Annotated in this window: 13 protein-coding genes; 5 read left to right on the top strand and 8 right to left on the bottom strand. The window is 26.9% G+C overall.

Going from position 1 to position 20,697, the window contains the following annotated elements:
- Nucleotides 1-101 precede the first annotated feature (101 nt).
- A complete protein-coding gene (gene tuf / locus MHJ_RS02785) occupies nt 102-1,310 on the top strand; it encodes an elongation factor Tu (protein WP_011284269.1) in 1,209 nt (402 codons plus the stop codon).
- Nucleotides 1,311-1,411: 101 nt separating this feature from the next.
- On the opposite strand, the gene MHJ_RS02780 is transcribed toward tuf, so the two are convergent.
- On the bottom strand, nt 1,412-7,333 hold the full coding sequence (locus MHJ_RS02780; protein WP_044284692.1) for an SGNH/GDSL hydrolase family protein: 5,922 nt from the start codon (nt 7,331-7,333) through the stop codon (nt 1,412-1,414).
- A 228-nt stretch (nt 7,334-7,561) separates the two neighbouring features.
- On the opposite strand from MHJ_RS02780, the gene pepF reads away from it, so the two are divergent.
- A complete protein-coding gene (gene pepF / locus MHJ_RS02775) occupies nt 7,562-9,385 on the top strand; it encodes an oligoendopeptidase F (protein WP_044284691.1) in 1,824 nt (607 codons plus the stop codon).
- 535 nt (nt 9,386-9,920) lie between these two features.
- Here pepF and MHJ_RS02770 read toward each other — a convergent pair.
- The gene (locus MHJ_RS02770; RefSeq protein WP_044284690.1) at nt 9,921-10,193 is read right to left on the bottom strand and encodes a hypothetical protein; all 273 of its coding nucleotides are present in this window, start codon (nt 10,191-10,193) and stop codon (nt 9,921-9,923) included.
- A gap of 391 nt (nt 10,194-10,584) precedes the next feature.
- On the opposite strand from MHJ_RS02770, the gene MHJ_RS02765 reads away from it, so the two are divergent.
- From MHJ_RS02765 to MHJ_RS02755, 3 genes are all read left to right on the top strand, one after another.
- Nucleotides 10,585-10,839, top strand: a complete 255-nt coding sequence (locus tag MHJ_RS02765; RefSeq protein WP_228365393.1) for a hypothetical protein — start codon at nt 10,585-10,587, stop codon at nt 10,837-10,839.
- Nucleotides 10,840-11,233: 394 nt separating this feature from the next.
- Nucleotides 11,234-11,761: a hypothetical protein gene (locus tag MHJ_RS02760; RefSeq protein ID WP_044284760.1), complete on the top strand. Its 528-nt coding sequence runs from the start codon at nt 11,234-11,236 to the stop codon at nt 11,759-11,761.
- Nucleotides 11,762-11,796: 35 nt separating this feature from the next.
- Entirely contained in the window at nt 11,797-12,726 is a 930-nt protein-coding gene (locus MHJ_RS02755; RefSeq protein ID WP_044284759.1) for a hypothetical protein, read from the top strand.
- Nucleotides 12,727-12,793: 67 nt separating this feature from the next.
- Here the strand turns inward: MHJ_RS02755 and MHJ_RS02750 are convergent, their stop codons facing one another.
- The 6 genes from MHJ_RS02750 to p46 all read right to left on the bottom strand — a co-directional run bounded on the left by MHJ_RS02750 (nt 12,794) and on the right by p46 (nt 20,651).
- Nucleotides 12,794-14,452: an IS1634-like element ISMhp1 family transposase gene (locus MHJ_RS02750; RefSeq protein WP_011284262.1), complete on the bottom strand. Its 1,659-nt coding sequence runs from the start codon at nt 14,450-14,452 to the stop codon at nt 12,794-12,796.
- A gap of 577 nt (nt 14,453-15,029) precedes the next feature.
- Complete coding sequence (locus tag MHJ_RS02745; RefSeq protein WP_044284689.1) at nt 15,030-15,923, bottom strand: ROK family protein; 894 nt, start codon at nt 15,921-15,923, stop codon at nt 15,030-15,032.
- Nucleotides 15,910-16,506, bottom strand: coding sequence for a hypothetical protein (locus tag MHJ_RS02740; protein WP_044284688.1), 597 nt, complete (start codon nt 16,504-16,506; stop codon nt 15,910-15,912). Before MHJ_RS02740 ends, MHJ_RS02745 begins: the two co-directional genes overlap by 14 nt.
- Complete coding sequence (locus tag MHJ_RS02735; protein WP_011284258.1) at nt 16,478-17,728, bottom strand: sugar ABC transporter permease; 1,251 nt, start codon at nt 17,726-17,728, stop codon at nt 16,478-16,480. Before MHJ_RS02735 ends, MHJ_RS02740 begins: the two co-directional genes overlap by 29 nt.
- Nucleotides 17,728-19,266 carry a sugar ABC transporter ATP-binding protein gene (locus tag MHJ_RS02730; protein ID WP_044284687.1) on the bottom strand — a complete coding sequence of 513 codons (1,539 nt, stop codon included), beginning with the start codon at nt 19,264-19,266 and terminating at the stop codon, nt 17,728-17,730. The genes MHJ_RS02735 and MHJ_RS02730 overlap by 1 nt, the downstream gene beginning before the upstream one ends.
- Before the next feature lie 125 nt (nt 19,267-19,391).
- Nucleotides 19,392-20,651 carry a surface antigen P46 gene (gene p46 / locus MHJ_RS02725; protein WP_011206345.1) on the bottom strand — a complete coding sequence of 420 codons (1,260 nt, stop codon included), beginning with the start codon at nt 20,649-20,651 and terminating at the stop codon, nt 19,392-19,394.
- Nucleotides 20,652-20,697: the final 46 nt, after the last annotated feature.

The following is a 20,697-nucleotide window of genomic DNA, read 5'->3' as shown; positions in this document are numbered from 1 at the left end:
TGCAAGGCTATTCAGCGGTGGTTTTTTGCAAGGTTTTATTAAAACAATAATATAATATAATATAATTACGATATAATAAATGATAAGCGAAAGGAAAAAATATGGCAGTTGTTAAAACGACAGGAAAAAAAGACTTTGATCGTTCCAAAGAACATATTAATATTGGAACAATTGGTCATGTTGACCATGGAAAAACAACACTAACAGCAGCAATTTCAACTGTTTTGGCAAAAAGAGGACTCGCGGAGGCAAAGGATTATGCCTCAATTGATGCAGCTCCTGAAGAAAAAGCACGAGGAATTACAATTAATACCGCCCATATTGAATATAGCACTGACAAACGGCACTATGCCCATGTTGATTGCCCAGGTCATGCCGATTATATAAAAAATATGATCACCGGAGCGGCCCAAATGGATGGAGCAATTTTAGTGGTTGCAGCAACCGATGGCCCAATGCCTCAAACTCGTGAACACATTTTATTATCAAAACAAGTTGGTGTCCCAAAAATGGTTGTTTTCCTTAATAAAATTGACTTACTTGAAGGCGAAGAAGAAATGGTTGATTTAGTTGAGGTCGAAATTCGCGAACTTCTTTCTTCTTATGATTTTGATGGCGATAATACTCCAATTATTCGGGGATCTGCTCGTGGGGCCCTTGAAGGAAAACCTGAATGGGAGGCAAAAGTACTTGAATTGATGGACGCAGTTGATTCTTATATTGACTCACCTGTTCGGGAAATGGATAAACCCTTTTTGATGGCCGTTGAGGATGTTTTTACAATTACAGGACGTGGAACCGTAGCAACGGGAAAAGTTGAAAGAGGTCAAGTTAAACTAAACGAAGAAGTGGAAATTGTGGGTTATCGCGAAGAACCTAAAAAGACCGTAATCACCGGAATTGAAATGTTTAATAAAAATCTTCAAACTGCGATGGCTGGGGATAATGCCGGTGTTCTCCTACGTGGAGTAGATCGAAAAGATATCGAACGTGGTCAGGTGATTGCAAAACCAAAAACAATTATACCGCATACAAAATTTAAAGCTGCAATTTATGCCCTTAAAAAAGAAGAAGGTGGAAGGCATACACCATTTTTCAAAAATTATAAACCACAATTTTATTTTCGAACTACCGATGTAACAGGCGGAATCGAGTTTGAACCAGGTCGCGAGATGGTAATTCCGGGGGATAATGTTGATCTTACCGTTGAATTAATTGCCCCAATTGCCGTTGAGCAGGGAACCAAATTCTCGATCCGAGAAGGTGGTAGAACCGTGGGTGCCGGAACAGTTACCGAAATTATTAAATAATTTTTAATATTTAAAAATAATTTAAAATATTCATAAAAAAACTTCAGAATAAACTGAAGTTTTTTATTTTTGAAATAAATTTTTTTAGTGTATAATTTTTCTTATTTAGAAATTATTTTTGGATTTTCAAAATTGTCAGGGAAATGACCTTGTCTGATTTGTTCAAGAATTTGGTCTTTAAGTTTTTCCTGCCCAGTTTCGTTTTTAAACCGATTATCCTCATTATTATAATAAATTAAAGTTAACATATCATCAAGCCGTACATCTTTTGCGGTATACCATGTATTTATTAATCAACCCTTAACTTTAATTGGATTTCCTTTTAAAAAATCGATAAATTCACTATATTTTTGACTATTTTTTTCATTTTTTCCTGCATTTTTTAGCGAATTTAGGATCATTTCCGAAGCAGTGGATGAACTAAGAATAGACCCATAAAAGGCACTTGTCCTCAATGGACTATTTTTTATGCGTGATTCATAAGCATAAAAAAGTAACATTAATAAAAATCTATATAAATTTCGACCTCTAGCACTATTTTTATAGTTTTCCTTAGTGATGTTTTCACTATAAATTTTTGAAAATAACTTTGAAATCGCTTCAAGTTTTAGATCCCTTTGGTTAGATTTTAACAAATCGGCAAATGAAATTCCAGTATATGTTATATTGTTTAGTTCTTTTAGAAGTGGGGAGACTTCAGCTTGCTTTTCCTTATTTCATTTTGGTGATGCTAGAAAAATAAGGTCTAAAAAATCAACAAATGAATCAATAGGAATTTGCTGATTTTGCGGCAAATTTATTATTAAATTATGCTCATCAATTTTTGGTTCTAGTTGAGGCAACTTATTGTTTAGTGTTTTTTCATCAGTAATTTTTTCTTCTAAATTAACAAGTAAATCTAAATTTAGTACTTCTGATAATTTTAAATTTGTTAAAATATTATCGAAAAAATTACTTTTTGCTTCTAAATGGGCAGATTTAACACTATTAATTATTTGGTCAAGAATTTTTTCAATTATTTTATTTTCAAATCCCAGATTTATAAAATGGTTTAAAAAATTTTTTATTATTTCTTCTGGATTAGAAATTCCTTTTGTTTTTAGGTAAGAATTTTTTTCATCTTTAATATCTAAATGTAAATATTCAAGAATTTGACTAACAATAAGCTGACTAAATTCCTCGTTTTTGACTAAAAAATTTATTAAATATCATAAATATGACTTTAAAAATGCTGAATTGTCAATTTTTTCAGTAAGCTTTTGATTCTCTTGCATATTAGAACTTGTTTGATTATCTTTTAGAAATTCAGTTAATAACCCTGAAAATTTTCTAATTTCTTTGAATTTATCGGGATTTTGGTTAATAAAATTAAAAATTCTAAAAATTAAAAGTTTGTTTACTGGATTAGGAAGAAAGTTCTCCATAGCACTTCTAAGGGCTGAATTAATTTGTTCTTTTTTCTGTATGCTTAATTCTTCAAACAATTTGTATTTATTAAAATTAGAAAATTTGAAAAATTCAATTCCTTTCTTAAGGAAATTAGATTTAAAAATTTTTACTAGAATTTCCCAAATTTTTTCTTGATCTGTTTTGGTGATTTTATCAAATACACAACCAATTTGTTTTAGAAATTCGATAATAAATTCTTCATTTCCGATTTCATTTTCTAAAATAAAATTGATATTAGCAGTAGATAGATTTGTGTTTGCAAGTTTAGAGATAAGAGATACTAGTTTGGTTAGTAGGGCATTTTTTTTAAAATAAATACCGTATTTTATAGTATTTTCGCTATTTTCTGTGCCTAAATTTTCATTATTTTGGCTAGTATTTTCACTGGATAAATTTGAATTATTAGTCAATTTTTTATAGAGAAAATTTTTAGGATCTTCTTCATTGCTATAGTAATTGTTAATATTATCTTGGATTATGTATTTTATTAGTTTAAAAAGTGGTTCAAATTCGTTCTCTTCAAAATTAACGTTAAAAATTTTGCTTAATAATAAGGTAAAATTTTGTTTTAAATTAACGTTATTTTCCAATTTTATAATAAATTTACCAATAATTTTGGTAAAATATTGGTTTTCAAATAATGATTTAACCAATGAAAAATTATTTAGCGGCTCATTAATTTCGGCTTTTGCAATTATTTTAAAATATCCGTCAAATAACTCAACAAGTGCATTAGATTTTAAAAATGCATCAAAAATTTGCTGTATTTTTTCCCTATATTCTAAATGAATATTTATAAAATTTGACTTTATTTTTTCGGAAATTGCTTCGGTTTGTGCAATTTCAGCAAATAAGTTTGCAATTTCATTTTGGCTAATTTGATCTGATGTTGATCAACTATTTTCATTCTTTTTATAATAATTATTTGCAATATCAACACTTAAACTATCAATTATGCTTTCAAAAATTGATTTGGTAAGAGTATGTTTATCAGAAAAACTATCAAAAATAATTTTAATTAATGCTTGAATAACTAAGGGCGATTCTTTTTTTTGGTTATTTTCAAAATTTAAGGTTGAATTTTTTCATTTTGTAAAAATATTACGTACTAAAGTCAAAATTGTGGTAGTTGCTTTTTCAGATAAATTAATCTTAGAAGCTTGAAAAATCGACATTAAAAAATTTGAGAGTGAGTTTCAGGTTGCAGTATCTCCAAGAAAAAGGCCGAAAATTTTTTCAATTAATTCAGCATGTTCCTTTATAAAATTAGTAACAAAACCTGTAAAATCTGTTGTTTTTTCGAATTTTTTAGATTCAAAAAAGTAATCAACAAATTTTTCAAGTAGTTTTTCTACCTGATTTGAGTTGAAAAAGTTAACTAAAAGTTCTAAAAGAGAATTTTTAACCCCTTCTTTTCCGAAAATTCTATTATTCTCCAGGTTAGAAACAATTTGTTTGTGTAAAAATGATTTACTAAAGAGATCTTTAAAAAATAAAATTAAATCCTGACTACCAATTTTATTTTTTAAATTAATTTTTGCGATATTTTTTAAAATTTTATATTTTATATCAGTTTCAATTAAGTTTTTTAGGAAAAAATTTGAGAAATTTATTATTGACAAATTATTTTCAAGTTCATCAATTTTTGTCTTATAAAAATTGATTTTAGAATTATTTTTTTCATCTTCTGCTTTTTCTAAATTTACTTTTAGCTCATTATATTTATTAAAATTATCGTTGGTAAAATTTTTAAAACTTTTTATTGCTTCCTTTACCAAAATAAAAATCAAATTTTCATCTTGTTCATTTTTATTCAATTGTTTATTTTTATATTTTTCTCCAAAATCATCAAAAATAGTTTTGATGATTTTGGAGAAAGTTAGCACTGATTTTTGTGAAAGCCCTTCAGATTGAAGCGATTTGTTAATTAAGTCCGACAAATTCGTAAAAAAATCAATATTATTTACACATTTTGCTAAAAAATCAAAAATATTTTCTTCAAATTTTTCTAAATTATTTCTTAGGAATTCAAATCCAAAACGATTTAAATTTCCAATTTTTTGATATAAAAGTTTATTAACAACAAAATCATTAATTGCTTCACTAATAATTTTGTTGAATATTTGAAAAGAATTTTCAATTAAAAAACCCTTAACAGAGTTGAAAAAAACAGAAAAATTATTATAATTTGGTGAATCTGTCGAAATAAAATAACTTAATTTAAATTTTGAAATTAATGGATATAGTTTTGTTAGTAATCTTTTTAGTACTTCAATTTGATAGTTGCTCAAATCAAATGATAAAAGTTCATGCAATAAATTTATTAAATTTGTAGTATTTTTAAAAAAAAGTGCATAAGTGCCTTGAACCTGACTACCTAAAATTGTGGAAATTTTCTTACTAGTATGTCTAAAATCAGTATTTTTAACAATATTTAAAAAACTTTTAGCACCTTCATTGTTTAGCTTTTCTCAAGTTTTTGTGCGAATAATTGTATCAGAAACTGAAAGTAAAAGACTAATTAATGCATTTTTATCATCTTCAGATAGGTTCAAATTAAAGTTTGAGTTAATAATTTGTACTAAAAAGTTTACAGTTTTGCGGTGTTTTAAACTTTCAGAGATAAAATTTCGTGAGAATTTTACAATATTTTCGTAATTTTTTGGTTTATCTAGGAAAATTTTAAGAATATCTAAAAAATTATTAACATTTTCATATTTTGCCGATTCTAAAACAAAATCATTAATAATTTTTGTAAATAAATTTCGGGTTGATTCAAAACTAAAAATTACCTGTAAATCACTTTTATATTCAGCTGAAATTCCGATAATACTGTTAATTAATAATTCCTGAATTGCACTTTGTCCAAAAACACAAATAAAAATTAGTTCCTTAATTTTATTAATATTTTGACTGGCAAAATCAGAATTAACTGCATCCTTAAAAACGCTAATTAGTTTTTTCTCACTAAAGTCGGTAAAAAGGAAATTAGTTAGTCCTGAAATTGTGGCTTTTTCTAAATTTTGATTAATTATTACGTCATTTATGTAATTTTGAAATCGACCGATGATCTCAAGTCAAAAATCGCTCTGTAAAAATTGATGTAAAAGTTTGGAGAAAGAAGGATTATTTTTTGCATTTTGTTGCCAAAAATTAATCAACATTTCCCGTAATTTTTCACTAATTTGAGTATTTGACCGTAAAAAACCATCAATAAAAGTTCCAAAACTCACCTCATATCAAATTCTTGAAAGAATTGCAAGTTGTGAATTCTTAACCTTTTCAATTTCAGCACTACTAATTTCTTCAATTTCAGATTTATTAGTAATAAACTTATTGACTGAATTATCGATGCTTAGAGTCTTAAAAATTTCTGAATTTGGCCCAAGATTTAAAACTCGCTTATAACAGTTAGAATCCCTTTCGAAATATTCTTGATTTCAGTCTAGTTTTTCAAAATAATCAGTTTTAAAATTAGGACCCTGCTCTAAGGCAAGTTTAAATAATAAATCCTGTGCCATTTTTTTATAACCTTTAGTTGAAGGGTGAATGTCAAATTCATTTTTTGCGAATTTGTTTGTTTTGTCTAACCAACTTCTTTCATTATAAAGGTCAACAAAATTAATCCCATGTTTTTGAGCTACTTTTTTAACCGCTTCATTTAACTGCTTAAGTGCAATAATTGTGTAATTATTAGGAAGACCGAGCTCGTTTGTCAATAATTTATCAAAAAATTTCATTGAAGATGAAAACAAAATGTTATAACCAACTAAAACTATTTCTAAATTAGGGTTAATTTTTCGGATTTTTTCAATAAATATATTTAAATTTTTTTCTAATTTAACAATAGCTAAATTAATTTTTGCAACAAATTCAGCAGCAGCTTCGGCTTTAGTGGCAATTTTTTGGTTGGGTTTTGCAATTGTTTTAAAATCAATTGATTCCATTAAATCATTTGCGCCAAGAGAGACTGTTAAAAGATTAGCGTTTTTAATTTTTTCTTTTAATTTTGGGTAATTTTTAGCAGAAAAATTACCAAAAACATCACGAATTTGCTTTCCATAAGGTGATTTTGTTAATTTATCAAGTTCGTAATTAAAATTTAAACGTATCTTGTCAAAATTTTGAAATTTTTCATTTTCAGAATCTAAAAGATAAAGCCAGTCCTTAATTGTTGTTCAAGAAAGAGCAAGATTATCAAAGGATTTTATTGCATTTGGTTTAATTTTTTGAATAAAATCGGCAAAAAATGCTGCATATGAAAGTCCTTTAATTTTCAAATTTTTGTTAATATTACCCCGAAAATCAAAACTATAGTCCCAGTTGAACCCTGCAGAAATTGAATCGCCAAGTGTTAAATATTTAATTTCGCTCAAAATTACGTTATTTTTAAATCTATTGGAAGTATTTGTGTTTTTTTTGTCAGTTAACTCGTTTTCATTTTGATTTGGTGTTCTGCTATCTCGATTTGAAGTTAAGGAAGAATAACAGGATAAAAGAGCTAGACTTGAAGTTAAGCAAGAAGAATATGATAAAAAGATTTTAAAAGCTTTAGAAAAATCAGGTTTTTGCATTTTTCTCTTTTTTCTATTGATTATTTTATTATTTTTATAATGATTTATTTTGTTTTTTATACCTTTTATGCTATAATTTATTGGATTAGATATTTAGGTAATAAAAATTTAAAATAATTATACTCGATTTTAAAATGTTTAAAGAATTTTAATCGTTTTATTTTACCGAGAAAAAATTATACCATAAATACTAAAAAATTATTTTCTATTTTTGAGAAGGTAAATAAAATGCAATATAAAAAATATTCTGAAATTCCTGAGAAATACCGTTTTGATTTAGATGTGCTACTTGAAGGTAAGACTATTGAGGAAAATTTTTCTAGTATTCAAGAAATTTCTAATGATTTAATATCAAAAAAAGATCAACAATTTGAAAATGTTGAAAATTTTCTTGAATATAAGGAACTAGAAGCTAATTTTGGGATAAAATACAATAAAATTCTTAATTATATTTCAAACAATATCAGCGTCAATGTAATTGATCCTGTTTTTAGTCAAATTAATGAACGTTTTAGTTTCTTGATGTCTGAATTTGAGTCAAAATTAGGCTCAATTGATGTTATTTTTTATAAAAATGAGGATAAAATTCGTTCTTGAATCAACGATTTAAGAGTAAAACCTTATCAAAAAGAGCTAAATTATCGACTTGATAATAAAAAACATAAACTTGCTGATGAGGTTGAAAGTTATCTTACAAAATCATCTTTTGGTGAAATTTCGGTTTATAAAATTTTCTCAATTCTTTCAAATTCAGAAACAAAATTTCAGGATGTTCTAAACGAAGAAAATAAGAAATTACCTCTTAATTCAACAAACTATTATAATTATTTAAAAACAGGGTCTCCTTTAGTGCGAAAAAATGCATATATAAACTATCATAAAGCTTATCTTGAACATAAAAACACCTTTGCAAATTTGTTGTATCAGCATATTAAGTCAAGTTCTGTGGATGCAAGAATGCGAAATTATCAATCACTGCTAGAGGCAAGTCTTAGTTCTGATCGTTTTCCAGTTACAAGTTTAGAAAAATTATTTCAATTTGTCGCTAATTCAGCGCCTATTTTTGAAAAATTCAAAAAAGCAAAAGAAAAATTTTATCAAGCAAAATTTGGGACTAAGATGAATAGTTGAGACCGTTTAGTTCCATTAGTTGAGACAAAAAATAATTATTCTGTTGAAGATGCACAAAAAATAGTGCTTGGGGCAATCAAACCATTAGGTCAAGAATATAAAGATGTTGTAGAAAAAGCATTTAGCCAAAGATGAATTGACTATCATTATGTTGATTCAAAAAGATCTGGTGCTTATTCAATTGGGGGTTCATATGGGCTTGAAAAAAAATATATTTTAATGAATTATGACTTTACTATAAACGCAGTTCATACTTTAGCACATGAATTAGGTCATTCGCTCCATTCTTATTATTCTGATAAAAACCAGAATTATCATAATAGCTCATATCCAATTTTCCTTGCAGAAATTGCCTCAATTTTTAATGAGTTAATGCTCGATGACTACCTTTTGGAAAAACAAGGTGATGAAAATTTCAAATTTGAAATATTATCTCAACAAATTTCAAATTTTATTGCGACTGTCCAACGTCAGGTAATTTGAGCGGATTATGAAGCAGTTTTATATAATAAAATTGACAAGGGTGAACCAATTAGTTCTTATGAAGCTTTTGTGGGAATTTATAAGCAAATTCTACAAAAATATAATCCAAATGACCCACTTGATGATGAAAAACCGCTTGTTTATAGTGTAATTGTCCCACATTATTATTATGGATATTATGTTTATAAATATGCAATTGGCTATCTTGTTGCTAATGCTTTCTTTCAAAAATATAAAAAAGAAGGTAAAAAAGCCCTTGACAATTACATTGAAAACTTCCTTTCAAAAGGTGGCTCTGATTGACCAAGTAAAATTCTGGAAAAAGCCGGGATTGACCTTGGGGATTCTTTAATTTATACAGAAGCATTTTCACTTCTTGAAACCCAAATTGATGAATATATTCGGCTTGGTAAGAAAATTTTTAAAATTAATTTCTAAAATGCAAGAATTTTATATTAATTTATATCAAAAAAATATATCAATTTATTATTCCAAGATTTTTTAATTTCAACTAAATTTAGGCGACTAAAAAATTTTAAAAAACCGGGACTTTATTAGTCAAAGTTAAAAGCACATCTTTTTAATAACCAAAGATAGTAATTTTTTTTAATTTATCAACATAAATTTGTTAAAAACTCCTAAAAAAAAGCTAAACTTGTATATTTTATCTGTATTATTAAGAAAATTAGATTTAATCTAATATAAAAAATATACTAAAATTTAAATTATAGAGTTGATGGTTTTTTGTATATGCCCAAAGATAAAAATATTATGATAATTGAAGATATTTTACTAAAATATTCAATAAATAAAAGGTTTTTTCGGAAAAGGCAACAAAAATTTTTAACTCAAAAATTGAATTATTTATATTCAATTTTAAAATCTGGTTGGATTTTTTGTGCTCTTAGCTTTTATTTTTCTTATTATTTCCCTTATTATATTTACATAAGGACTCTGTAAAACTAAAAATTGACTATAAAAACTTTCTAATCTGGCAATTTTTATATTCTGCTATTTCTTGTTTTATTATCGGCATTATTTTATGATTAGGTTGTTTTATTTTTTCTAAATTAAATCCAGGCAGAAAATTTAGTCTTAATTTTGATTCCTGATCGATAAAAAAAATAGTTTCAGAAATGAATTTTAACTTTAAAAATGTTAAAAAAGTTGAAGTAGTTGTTGATAATGAACAGGGTGAATTAATCGAAAAATTAAAACTAACTTCAATTTCAAAGGTTAAGAGCATTATACTTACAGATTAGAATTTTATTTTTGATAATAAAAGTATTGTTAATTCACATTTTAAAATAGCAACAAAAAAATTTAGTTTTTTATTCAAAATATTTTCGGATATTCTATGATTATAAGCTTGACGGGGATAAAAATTTTTTAATTATTGGCTCAAAATTTATCAATAGTAAAATTAAGTCACTTTTAGAAAACCAAAAGTTCAAATTTTTAAACGATGATTGCGAAGAATTTCATTTTTTAAACCCTAATTGACCTCTTAATATTTTTGAATTTTTTATTGAAAAGCCTTCTTTTTGATGTATAATTCAAAATATAAAACTTGAAATTGAAAAGAAATTTTATCAATTAGATGAATTAGCAGCTATTATAAATTCCAAAGGTGATTTATGAGGAAAATGCTATTTAATTTAGGTGATTTATCCCAACTTACAGGGGTTTTAGTCCCTGTCTATCAAGTTAGAAATATGGATATTTTTAAGGAAAAAAATCCAAAATCTAATGTAGTTATACCCCAAATTGATTTTATGACACCTACTAGAATTATGTCTATTAATGAGCCATTTTTTAAGGAATTTGATAAGAATTTTGCTAGTCTTGATGAAAAGTCAATATTTAGTAAAGAATTTTCCAAAAATTTATAATTATTTTTAATTTTCTTCAAATTAGGACAAAATTATGAAATCAGAGAAAAATAGGAAAATAGTTGAGGAAATTTTACGCAAATATGGTTTACACGAGAAGAAGGTTAAGTGGTATTGAGGGAAATTTTTAACTAAAAAATTAAATAGAATATACTTTATTTTAAAGCTTTTTTGGTCTATTTTTCTTCCATTAGCGGCTATTTTTACCATAATTGTAATAATTTTGCAATTATCATCTCTTAGAACATATTCCTCTGATTGAACCACCAATGAAAACCGTTTATTTGCAATTTGGCAACTTATTTACACCGCTATTTCATGTTGGATTATAACCACTATTTTCGCATTACCTAGTTTTATAATTACTTGATTAAACCCAAAACGTAGATTTGAGATGAAATTTGGTAAAGTGGCGATGGAAAAATTTATTTCAGAAATTGAATTTACATTTAAAAATATTCAAAAAGTTGAACTAATCCCTGATATTACTAAAAAGCCGGTAATAGTAAATAAATTAACTCTTCCACAATTATCATTATTAGCAAAAAAATATTTAATTTTTGCAGGTGAAGGTGAGATTGATTTTAATTTTAGAATAACAACATCAAAAAATTTAGTTTTTTATCTAGATTTTTCACAAATATTTTCGAATTTTGACCGTATTACAAACGGAAATTTTTTAGTTGTTGAATCTAAATTTATTAATAATAAAAATAAGAAACTTTTAGAGCAAAATAAATTTAAATTTTTAGAAGAAAAACTTGAAAAATTAGTTTTTCAAAATCAAAATAAACCATTTTATAATTTTGAAATTATTCTTGAAAAACCTTCTTTTTTAAAAATAATTGAAAAAATAAATGAGGAAGTTCAAGTCAAATTTCAACTTTTAGATGAGATTGCTGCTATTATCAATAATCAATAAGAAGATAATTATATTTAAATGAAATTTGGAAAATTATGACCAAAAATGATTCAATAAAAAAATATGTAGCTTTTTTTATTTTTAAAATAAAACAAAATAAAAATGATATTTTAATTTCTTCAATTTTTTCAATTTTATTTTTTTTGTTTTTATCACTGACCCTTTTTATAAAATTTGATTTTAAATCTTTTGTAATTAAAAATGGAAAATCATTTGATAATCTTGCTCGGTGAATCAAAATTATGAATATTTTTCTTATTATTTTAAGTATTTTAACCATCATTTTTCTTTGTTTAGCTCTATTTTTTTTATTTAAAAGCAGAAAATTTCTTAAAGAAAATAATAAATTATTAGAAGGTTTGTCACTCCATTTTGAAATAGATTCAATAAAGAAAGAATTTTTAAAAACTAATAATTTATTAAAAGATTTTGATAATTTTGAATATAATGATAATTTGACAATTTCAAAATTTGAATCATTTTATAATGGTCTATTTATTTTTACTTCAAAACAAAAAAAGAAAATTTCAAGTCATATTCCAACGAGAAAATGTTCAATTAAAGATGTTAATTTATATGAAGGTTATCTCATTTTACAAGATTACAAAGTTAATTATTTTCAAAAAATAAAGAAGAAACCCTTAAATTTGTTTATTTTTTCAGTATTATCTTGAATTATTTTAACAATTATTTTCTCCCTTTTTTCTGTTTTTCTTTTGCAAAGTGTACTAGAAACTATCATTTTCTATAGTTTCAAGTCTGTTAAGATGGTTTCCAAAGTAAAAATGGGGCCAACTTTGTCATACTCAAATATTGTTTTTTCAATTTTAAGTGTTTTTTTTGTGGTTTTTCTTTGTTTTGTTTTGTATTTTATTAATTCAAAAATTTTTCGACCTTATTTAATTGAATATTATAAATTTTTAACATTTGGGCTTATTCCCGAGTTTCCCAGTTTGATGAGATAATTTTAAAAAAGTGTCCGGTTTCCCGTGCTTTTTTAAGTTTTTTGCCAAAAGTTAATTACCTATTTTTTTACTGATTTATTAAGATATCAAAGTAGAAATCATACCTATTTCAAATATTGGGATCACTAGGAACACCATCGCGATTTTTAAATATCATTTGTTGATCTAAAGTGTTAAATTCAACCCTTTGTCTTAATTTTTGCAACATCGTTACTAAACCAACTTCAGTTAATTGACTGTTTGCAAATAACTTGTTATCACTAATATGTTTGTTGATTTTAAAAATTATAGTTTTTAAAATAACTAATGAGATAAAGCACAAAAATGTATGAGCTAGGATATGCTCATCTATTCTTAAAAATACAGGACGAATATTCAATAAACCTTTTAGACTTCTAAAATTAGCTTCAATATTTCACTGTTTTTGGTATTTTTCAACTATGTCTAAGACATTTAAATTTAGTATATTTGTTTCATAGACATAGTAACCATCAAATTGTTTGTCCTTGTCAATTTTACTTTGATCTAATTCAAATTTCATGTTTGAAATTTCCCTAAAATATTTAGGTTTTTTACCAAACAATTTGTTTACTTCAATAAAACCATCTTTATTTTGTTTTTTAATAAAACTTTGGATTTGCTCTTCGCGAGCCTTGCTGTCTTTTATTGCTCTTTTTTTACTGTAAGTAATAATTCTTCTTCTAATATTTTCAGTGTATCTTTTATTTTTATAAGATGAATAAAATTCTTCTTTTTTATACTTAAAATCTGCATTTACATCAACATAATCGCTAGGATCTAATAAATAATTTTTAAATTTTTGACTGCCTATCTTTGCACGATAAGAAATAATGAAATTATATTCTTTTGATTCAAGAAATCGAATATTTGCAGCAGTGGACATGCCACGGTCAGCAATTATTGTCATATTTTTGATATTATATTTGGATTCAATATCTAATACAAAAGGGATTAGCGTACTAGAATCGGCTGTATTTCCTTTAAAAACTTTAATATGAAAAGGAATGCCATTTTTATCGCATGCTAAAGCAATGACAATTTGATCTTCTTTGAATTTAGCATCTTTAGAATAGCCAGGAATTCTTAATCCATTTCCTTCAAATGTCTCAAAATAGACTGTTGATGCATCAAAATAAAATTCATTGTCCCTTTTTCCAAGCTCGCTTATAACCATTTTGTTAAGACTATCTAAAAGTTGATTTTGTGATTCATAGACAAGATCTAAGAGTCTATAAAAGCTATTTTTGGAAGTATTTATTTGATTTGAGTAATCATCCTTTTTATCAAAAGCATTAATAATGCTACCAGGATCAGTAATTCGCTTTGAAATTAAGTAGTTAAAAATTTGTTTCATATTTTTATGTCTACTTTTAGGAAGTGATTCAAAAATATTGTGCTTTTCAATAAGTTTTTCAATTAATTCCCCACCAATAAAAACCGAACCTTCGATTATGGCGGAATTTTTAATAGAATCAAGTAAAGTAGTCTTGATTTTATCTTTGTCATCTAAATTTGAAAACAATTTCAATTTTTCTTTGATAATTTGAATAGCATTTGGATTAATTTTTTCCAAAGTTTGCACATTTCCTATACTAAATCAACGTTTTGGAGCTTTCCCATAACCTTGTGTTCAGCCAACATATTTATATATTTTATCTTTTGAAGATCCTCAAACATTAAACAAAATCAAATTATGCTTTTTCATAATTTATAATTATACCATAAAATTACTTTAAAATTGTAATTAATTGTAATTAATAAAAATTAAGGTTTTACGGGTAAAAAACACCGATTTACGGGGATTTCTGCATATTCATATTCACTAAAAAGTGAATTTTTGCCATCAAACTGGGAAACTCAGGAATTTTTCGACCTTATTTAATTGAATATTATAAATTTTTAACATTTGGGCTTATTGATTTTGAAAAAATTGAAAATTTTGAAAAAAATGAGCGTTATAAAAATAACTTATTTCTTTGTGTTACGAATGAAAATAACCCCAAATGAGAGGATGTTTTTAATGAACTAGGTCTTAATTTATAAGATTTTTTTGAAGTAAACAGTAAACAAAAAAATCTTATAAATTAAATAACTAAGGTATAATTTGAACAAAAAAGCATTCTGATACAAATGTTTTTGTCTTAATAGTAAATACGGCAAAATCATAGCTAATCAAATTTTGAAAACAAAAATTGATTCTACCTAAATTAGGCAAAAATGCAAAAAAATTCTAAAAAAGATAAAAATAGCTGATTTTTCCTAATTTTTTCCTATTTTTAGCTTTATTTCTTTGTTTTTTCTAATATTAGGTAGTAAAGCCCAAATAAAGCCGAATCATCACCAAAAGGATCTTTTTCAAACTTTATAGCTTCTCATTGGTCTTTATTTGTTCACTGTTTCGCTTTTTTGATCGCTTTTTGAATTATTCAAAAATTATACTCAGCTATAGAACCGCCAAAAACCATCAAATTAGGATTTAAAATTCCAATTGTTATCGAAATTGTTCGCGCCAAGGTATCAATACAGTCGCCAACAATTTGTCTGTAGCCTTTATCTTCTTGAGATAGTGCGATAATATTTTTTGGTTCGGTTTGTTCTAAGTTTTTATCTTTAGCTCTTAAAGACATTCCTGTTCCCGAGATAAATAATTCAGCTGCATAATTATTTAGATGATGCTTTTTATTAAATATTTTTGAGGTTGGAATATGTGCAATTTCCTGTCCAAAACCATTAGCACCATGAAAAATTTTATTATTAATTACGAGTCCAGCACCAAAACCAGTTGAGATTGTATAAAACTGAGTTACGCCTTTTTTGGTATTTTTATAAAAAATATGATTGGCAAATGCCATTGCATTTGCATCATTTTCAAAGATAGCATATTCTAATTTAGAATTATTTAGGAGATATTCCTTAATATTTATTCCATTTCAGCCTATTAAATTAGGCGAAGAGAGAATAATCCCTTTTTGATAATCAGCCGGACCAGGGATGCACAAGGCGATTGCGTTAATCTTGTATTGGCTAACTAGATCAAGAATTTTATCAAGAATTTTTTTATAATTTATAACATCAGTGGCAAATTTAATTTTTTTTGTGATTTTATTATCACTAAAAATTGCAAAACGTGTATTTGTTCCGCCGATGTCGATAGTGGCAAAATTATATTTTATCATTTTTTAGTCCAATTTTTATTTTGATAGTATGATAATTTATATTATTATTAGTAGTTTTTCAATTTTTTTGAGCTTTTCTAGTATCTTGGATTTCAAGTAGATCAATTAATTCATTTTTATTTTGAAGAATTCAGTTTTGATAGGAAGAAAAATAATTAACCTGATAAGATTGAAAATTTGTTAAAACTTGATCTGGTTCTAGATTTTTTATTACTTGATTTGCAAGAATAATTTTGGTTTTGATGGCAGTTTTGATTTTCCTATTTGCATTAATTCTTTTTTCAATTATTATCTGATCGGCTTTAAAAGTGATAATGATACTTCCTTGAATTTTTAAAAATTTATGGCTGACTTCAAAAGGAAGAAAATGTTGATTTTGCGATTTTGTGTATTTAAAATTTAAATTAATAATTTCATAATTTTTATTTTCAAGTAAAACAAGTTTAAAATCCATTTTTTCAATAAAAATTTCATTGAAAAAATGGATTTGTTGTTTTTCACAAGCAAAACAAAAGGAAAAATTTGACTTATTTTCTTTTGTTTTAAAGATTTTTTTAGTTATTTTTCTTATTTGAGAGAACATCTCATCCAACAACAGCAACTAAAATTAGTCCTTTAATTATGTATTTTTGTGATTCGGCAACATTTAGAACAAGCAAACCTTGGTTGATTACCCCGATAATTGATGTTCCTAATATCGTTCCACTAACCGATCCAATTCCACCATAGACTGAAGCTCCACCAGTAAAGACAACTGAAATGACATCAAGAGCAAGATCATCACCTCGCGAAGAAGTCGCAGAAGAATAAGTAGCTGTGAAAATAATCGAAGAAAATCCGGCTAGTGCGCCAATGATAATAAAAATTATCATTGTTGTTCTTTTAACATTGACTCCGGATAATAGAGCAGCTTTCCGGTTGCCACCAATTGCATAAACAGAGCGCCCAAAAGCGGTATTTTGGCTAAGAAAAGTAAATAAAGCCAGTGCAATACCTACATATAAAACATAGTAACGCATTGATTTATCTCCAAGTGAAAATATTATACCACAAGCAAGGAATAAAGAAAAAATAATTACTTGAATTATTGTAAAAATAATAATATTTTGAACTTTAATGCCAAATTTTCTTTTTGTATAATATCCTCAAGTTCGCAGACTAACAATAATTGCGCCTAAAATTAGAGGTAAAAGTAAAGAAAAAATTCAAATATTCCCTACTTTTAGATCAGGGATTCCTTCAATTGTTCCCTTAATATAAGTTGAATCAACGGATCCAATTGGAGTCAGTGTTGCCCCATTTGAATAGACAAGTTGAGCCCCTTTAAAAGCAAGAAATCCACCTAAAGTTACAATAAATGCCGGGATATTTCCATAACCAATAAGTCAGCCTTGGATAAAACCAATTGCAGCCCCGATTAGCGTTGTAAGTATAAAAGTTAGTCAAATACTTTGGCCGGTATTATTATAAATATAAACCGAAAATAGTCCTAAAAGACCGACAAGAGTTCCAACAGAAAGATCAATATTTCCACTTAAAATTACAAGTAGCATCCCCATTGCCAAAATAATAATATAAGAATTATTTTGAAATAAAAGGGTGAATGTATTTGCTTGTAATAAAGTTCCTTTGGTAATCCCTAAAAAAATAACAAAAACCAGAAGAAAAATATATAACATTGAAAATTTTTTTAGATGGTGGAGGCTGGCTTGAAGATAATGTCCACTTTTTGTCTCATTTAGATAATTTTTAACTGGTTTTGCAAAATCTTTTAAATTATTTTTAAAATTATTAAAAAATTCCATTAGATAAGACCCCCAATACTTAGTTGCATAATTTTTTCTTGATTTGCCTCAGAAGTTTTTATCTGACCTTTGATAATTCCCTGGGACATGACAAAAATTCGATCGGTGATTCCTAAAAGTTCTTCAATTTCCGAAGAGATTACAATAATTGTTTTACCTTGTGATGAAAGGTCTAGTAAAATTTTATAAATTTCGTATTTTGAGCCAACATCAATACCTTTTGTTGGCTCATCGATAATTAGAAGGTCAAATTTGGTGCTTAAAGCTTTGGCAATTACAACTTTTTGCTGATTTCCCCCAGAAAGGGATTCGACATTATTTAGAATATTTTTTGTTTTAATACTTACATCTTTTTTTAGTTTTTGGGCATTAATTATTTCCTTATTTTTATTTAGAATTCCTCATTTTGAAAATAAATGCAAAGCGGCGGAAGTGATATTATTTTGAATCGAAAAAATTTGGATTAGACCAACATTTTTTCGATCTTCGGAAGCATACATAATTCCCGATTTGATTGCCTGTTTTGTGTTAGTAAATTTTACTTCTTTACCTTTATAGAAAACTTTGCCACTTGAAGGTTTGTTATAATACTGCCCAAAAAGTGAAAGCATTAATTCGGTTCGACCCGATCCAACAAGTCCGGAAATTCCGACAATTTCGCCTTGTTTTACATCAAGGGAAGCATTTTTGACAACATTATAATTTGCAATACTAGCATGAGGAATAACTATATCTTTGATCTCAAAAATAATTTCCCCGATTTTTCGATCTAAATCCCTAGGAGGAAATTTGGACTTTAAAGGCCGGCCAACAATGTCCTGAATTAGCCGGTTTTCATCAATTATTTCTTCATTTTTATTATACTGGGAAATGAATTTACCATCGCGGATTACAACAATATTATCAGAGACATATTTGACTTCATTTAATTTATGGGAGACAAAAATCGAAGTAATTCCTTTACTTTTTAAACTTTTCATAATATCAAGTAAGCGAAAAGCATTTTCATCATTTAAAGAGGAAGTCGGTTCATCTAAAATTAGTAGTTTTGCATTTTTTGAAAGTGCTTTTGCGATCTCAACCATTTGCTGTTTTGCAATCGAAAGAGAGCCAGCAATTGTTGTTGGATCTTCATCAAGACCGACCATTTCTAGATATTTTTTGCATTCGGAAATCATCTTATTTCAGTTAACTTTGCCAAATTTAGTCGGATAATTACCGATATACATGTTCTCGCAAATTGATAAATAAGGTGAAATTGAAAGTTCTTGATGAATTATTGCAATTCCGACACGTTCGGAGGCTTTTGTATTTGCAAAAGCCATAATTTTATCTTCAAAAATTAGATCACCTTCATATTGTCCAGCAGGAATCACTCCTGATAAAATTTTTAAAAGTGTCGATTTTCCCGCGCCATTTTCACCAACTAGGCTAGTTATTTCCCCTTTTGGAACAACAAAAGTCACATCAGAAAGAGCAATTACAGGACCATAAACTTTTTTTATTTTTTTTAGTGATAGAATATTAGTTTTTTTCAATTTAATATCCTTTCATAAATAAAAAATTAGCTCTAAATTTTATTAGGTAAATTATATAAAATTTAAGCTAATTTTTTATGTTAATTTTTAATAAAATAAGATCAAATTTTTAACTTTTAGAAATTTTAGGCATCAGGATTATCAACATTAGCTTTTGTAACAATTACTGGACTTACTAAAATTGTATTAATATTTTTACCTTGCACTTTATATGTTTGATTATCATATTTAAATGAAATATTTGGTAGTTTTGCTTTTAGTTCGTTTTCGACTTCTGATCTAGATGCTTTATTTTTCTTTGCAATTAAAACCCGAAGAACTTCAACAGCAACTTTTCCTAAAACTTTATCAGGTTTATAAATTGTCATATTTTGATCGCCGTCTTTGATAAAAGTTTTGGCTTTATCATTATAATCTTGACCAGTTACAAAGATTTTTTGGGTATCAAATCCTTCAAGTTTTAATTTGGTGATTGCTTGTTCGGCCATTCCATCATTTGGGGCAAGAAATCCTTTGAAAATAGAAGCTGGTTTTGAACCAACAGCTTTGATTTTATTACCACCTGCTGGATCTTTGTTAATTGTTAGAAAAGATTGGATTCTTTGACCGGCAGTTCCATAATTTCATCCTGGGACATAAACAGCATTTTCGCCTTCAGGAGATAAATCAATTATTTTATTTTGCGAATTTTTCATTAATTCTTTAAGTACTTTCATTGCACCATTATAAAAATATTGGGAATTATTATCATCTTGGGAACCCGCGATTGTATAAAAAGAAATTGTCTCTTGGGGCATATGTGATTTTAGATATTCATTCATTTGATCAATTGAATCAAAAGCACCATCTTCTTTTCCTAATAGACCCGCCGCAAGTGAAAGACCTTGTAATTCGCCAACTTTTTCATTATCAAAAGAAACATACCAATCATATTTATCAGATCCAGTAATTAGTCGATCATAGGCAACAATCGGAATTCCTTTATCAGCAATTGTATTAACAGCAGTTCCAACTCCACTTCCATTTTCAGGGGCAATAATAAATCCTTTTGGCGCTGGACTTAAATTAGCTTGCTGAGTGAGTCAGTTATTTTGTGCATCCTGGTTTTTTGTAATTGTTGAAGTTGCTGCCTCTGTTTCATCAACATAAGAAATAATATCTTTTTGGGCACTAATTCATCGAGGATTATCCGGATCGGTTAGTGCTATTCGAATAGAATCATTACTTACTTTATGTTTTAGAGTCTCGGCTTGTGGTTTAGAATCTGAAGTCGAACCTGATTCTGTCTGTCCACAACCTGCTGCAACAAATGCAATAATTGATGCAAGCGAAGTTGCATAAATAGCTGATGAATACAAGAATTTTTTTCTAAGCATTTTTTTCATTTTGTTCCCTTTCAAATCAAGTTAATTCAATTATACAAATAAATTA

Source organism: Mesomycoplasma hyopneumoniae J (genome assembly GCF_000008205.1).
GTDB lineage: Bacteria > Bacillota_I > Bacilli_A > Mycoplasmatales > Metamycoplasmataceae > Mesomycoplasma > Mesomycoplasma hyopneumoniae.
Note: the sequence above shows the minus strand (reverse complement) of the source record. Positions and strands in the feature narration are given on the sequence as shown.